We start from the raw sequence: 3,159 nt of genomic DNA, 5'->3' as shown, positions 1-3,159 counted from the left end.
CCTCCGCGCCATCCGGTGGCGTCGTGACCTTCACCTCGACGCGACTCGGCACGTCCCCCGCCCTCTCCGGCGCACAGACGCTCGTGACCTTCACCTTCACGGCCCGCGCCGGCGGCGCAGCGACGATCGCCCTGACCTCGCTCACCCTCGTCGGCACCGCGGCAGTGACCGACTCGCCCTCGCTGACCGCCGTCACCCCGGTCGTCACCGCGATCACGCCGGCACCCACTCCGACGCCCACGCCGTCGGAGACCGCCACGGCCACCCCGACCCCGACCCCGTCGGTCACCGGGTCGGCCGCATCGACCGACGACGACCTCGCCAACACCGGCGGCACGACCGGTGCCTGGATCGTTCTCGGCGCGGGCGGCCTCGCCCTCGTCGCCCTCGGCGTCGTCCTCGCCGCCCGCCGCAAGGCGGTGCAGCGATGAGCGTGAGCACCCCCTCGACCCACATCCCCCTCGATCAAAGGAGTTCCCGCGTGCGTCACACGTCCCGCGCGTCGCTCGTCGGGGTCGCCCTCGTCGGCGTCGCGGCGACCTTCCTCGTCGCTCCGGCCGCGACGGCCGCCCCCGCTCCGACGACCAGCGATGGTCACCTGCTCCTCGCGCCCTTCTACTCCGAGCTCGACCTGACCGGCGACGAGCAGGTCACGACGGCCGACCTCGATGTCGCCGCCGGGTGGCTCGGCCGCACCTCGACCGACGCCGGCTGGGCCGAGGCATCCGTCATCGACCTCGACCACGACGACAAGATCACCGTCGCCGACCTCGCGGGCCTCTCGCAGCGCATGATCTACGACGACGGGCCCTTCACACTGGTCGAGGCGACCACCGTCGACATGCAGGCTGCGATGAACGCCGGCGTGCTCACCTCGGTGAAGCTCACGCAGGACTACCTCGACCGCATCGCGGCGTACGACCGCGTCAAGGTCGACCCTGCGGGCAACGGGCGCCCGCTCAACTCCATCATCACCACCAGCACCGTCGCGCTCGACGCCGCCCGTGCGGCCGACGCCGAACGCGCCGCGCACGGCATGACGAGCATGCTCCTGGGTATCCCGATCGTGCTGAAGGACAACTACGACACGACCGACATGGTCACGACCGGTGGCTGTGGCTGCTGGAACAACAATCAGACGACGACGGATGCCGCCATGGTCACCGGCCTGCGCAGCGCCGGCGCCGTCATCCTCGCCAAGGCCAGCCTCGACGAGTTCGCCTACGGGTTCGTGTCGGAGTTCTCCTCCTTCCAGAACCCCGGTTCGTCGCTCCTCGTCGCCAGCCCCTACTCGACCTCCCGCACCGCCGGCGGCTCGAGCGGCGGCACCGGTGCGGCGATCTCGGCGAACCTCGCGGCGATCGGCTTCGGCACCGACACCGGCGGATCGATCCGCGTGCCCTCGACCTACAACCAGCTCGTCGGGGTGCGCCCGACGGTGGGTCTCACGAGCCGCGACGGCATCATCCCGCTCGCGCTCTCGCAGGACACCGGCGGCCCGCTGGCCCGCACCGTCACCGATGCCGCGATCGCCCTCGACGCCGTCACCGGCGTCGACCCGGCAGACCCCGCGACCTCGGCCCAGGTGGGTCTCGTGCCCGACTCCTACACGTCGTACCTCGACGCAGACTCCCTCGAGGGTGTGCGCATCGGCTACGTCGCGAGCATGGTCGGCTCCAATGCGACCACCGTGCGCCTCTGGAACAACGCCCTCGACGTGCTGCGCAGCAAGGGTGCGACGATCGTCCCGATCGCGTCCACGTCGCAGTTCAGTGCCGTGCTCAACGAGAGCAGCGGGTCGACGAACGAGTTCACCCACGACCTCAACACCTACATCGCGACGCATCTCGCACCCGGCGTCGCGGCACGCACGCTCAACGACATCATCACGGGCGGCAATTACGTCACGTCGCGCCGGTCGACGTACGTGCAGCGCGCCGCGATCAGTGAGCAGACCTATCAGGACTGGGCGGGCCCGACCGGCACGCACACGGTCGCGCTCGCGACGGGCAAGACCTACGTCACGCAGCTCATGGCCGACAACAACCTGTCGGCGATGATCTACCCGTCGGGCAACCCCTACGGCACGCAGGGTACCAACATGCGCCTGAGCCCCAACACGGGACTGCCGGCGGTCACGGTGCCGATGGGTCAGGCGTCGAGCACGGAGTCGATCCCCGGCGCCGGCGTCAACCTCGAGTTCGTCGGCCCGGCATTCACCGAGGGTCCTCTGCTCGGACTCGCCTATGCGTTCGAGCAGGCCACCCACGCCCGCACCACCCCGGCCCTCTACGGCGCGCTCACCACGACGCCCGCACCGTAAGTCCGACCTGAACGCCTCGAGGCGGGTCCCGAGTGGGCCCGCCTCGAGGCGTTCGCCCTGTGGCTGCGCGTCCACAGCAATCGCACCGCCGCCGCCCAGAAGCCACCGAGGAACGGAACGATCCGGTCGAATCCGAACGAAACCGGACGACGGAACGCGGTGCCCGCGGGCTGAGATGGCAGAGGTTTCACTGCGTGGGTCGCCCCGCAACCTTGCCGCTGACGTCACGCGGGGAGATGTGCGACCGTTCCGCCTCGCGCGGATCCCTCCGCGAGGCGATCTTGGGGGCCGGAGGGGTCCGCGCGAGCCCTCTGCCCGATCACACCGCGCTGCGCGCGAGTCCGATCCGCACACCGAAGTCGGACGCATCGAATCCGCCGTTCGACTCGACGTAGGCGATGAACGAGGCGACGATCACGAGCGCCAGCGTGACGGGAGGGACCCACATCCGCACCGTCCGGAACCGTCGCACGAAGGTCTGCACCGACGCGCCGACAGCGAGCAGAAGCACGACGGCGATCGTGTACGAGCTCGCCGCCCGCTCGACCGCGGCTCCGTCGCAGCCCGCGCAGTGATGCACGTAGACGACGCCGGCGAACAGCCGCCACGCGGTCTCCGCCGCGAGCGCGACAGCGGCGACCCATACGGCCACAGCGATGAGGCGACCCGATTGCCAGTGCTCCGCCGTACCCCCCGCCATGGCTCCACCCTCACCCGGCCGCGAGGCGACGGTCAACCCGAGGCGAGGTCTCGTCACACAGATTTCACGCGAGCGGCCGTGGCATCCGTTCAGGCCGGGTGCCCTAGACTCGATCACGACAGGGGGAGTACTCCCA

The 3,159-nt window shown here is 70.4% G+C and carries 3 protein-coding genes; 2 read left to right on the top strand and 1 reads right to left on the bottom strand.

Annotation, left to right across the window (positions count from 1 at the left end):
* Both ASG00_RS00445 and ASG00_RS00440 read left to right on the top strand, forming a co-directional pair.
* Positions 1-431 (top strand): LPXTG cell wall anchor domain-containing protein (locus ASG00_RS00445; protein ID WP_156456159.1); only part of this gene is annotated, 431 nt, incomplete at its 5' end.
* A complete protein-coding gene (locus ASG00_RS00440) occupies positions 428-2,323 on the top strand; it encodes an amidase family protein (protein WP_082482949.1) in 1,896 nt (631 codons plus the stop codon). The genes ASG00_RS00445 and ASG00_RS00440, both read left to right, overlap by 4 nt.
* Positions 2,324-2,642: 319 nt before the next feature.
* Here the strand turns inward: ASG00_RS00440 and ASG00_RS00435 are convergent, their stop codons facing one another.
* On the bottom strand, positions 2,643-3,023 hold the full coding sequence (locus ASG00_RS00435) for a hypothetical protein (RefSeq protein ID WP_056206084.1): 381 nt from the start codon (positions 3,021-3,023) through the stop codon (positions 2,643-2,645).
* Between the last annotated feature and the right edge of the window lie 136 nt (positions 3,024-3,159).

This window comes from Microbacterium sp. Leaf351, assembly GCF_001423825.1.
GTDB classification, from domain to species: domain Bacteria; phylum Actinomycetota; class Actinomycetes; order Actinomycetales; family Microbacteriaceae; genus Microbacterium; species Microbacterium ginsengisoli.
This window is presented reverse-complemented; position numbering and strand designations above follow the sequence as displayed.

Bases quoted from the DNA above. Each gene is read 5' to 3' on its own strand.
- ASG00_RS00435 (WP_056206084.1), bottom strand. From the start codon at position 3,023: ATGGCGGGGGGTACGGCGGAGCACTGGCAATCGGGTCGCCTCATCGCT.
- ASG00_RS00440 (WP_082482949.1), top strand. From the start codon at position 428: ATGAGCGTGAGCACCCCCTCGACCCACATCCCCCTCGATCAAAGGAGT.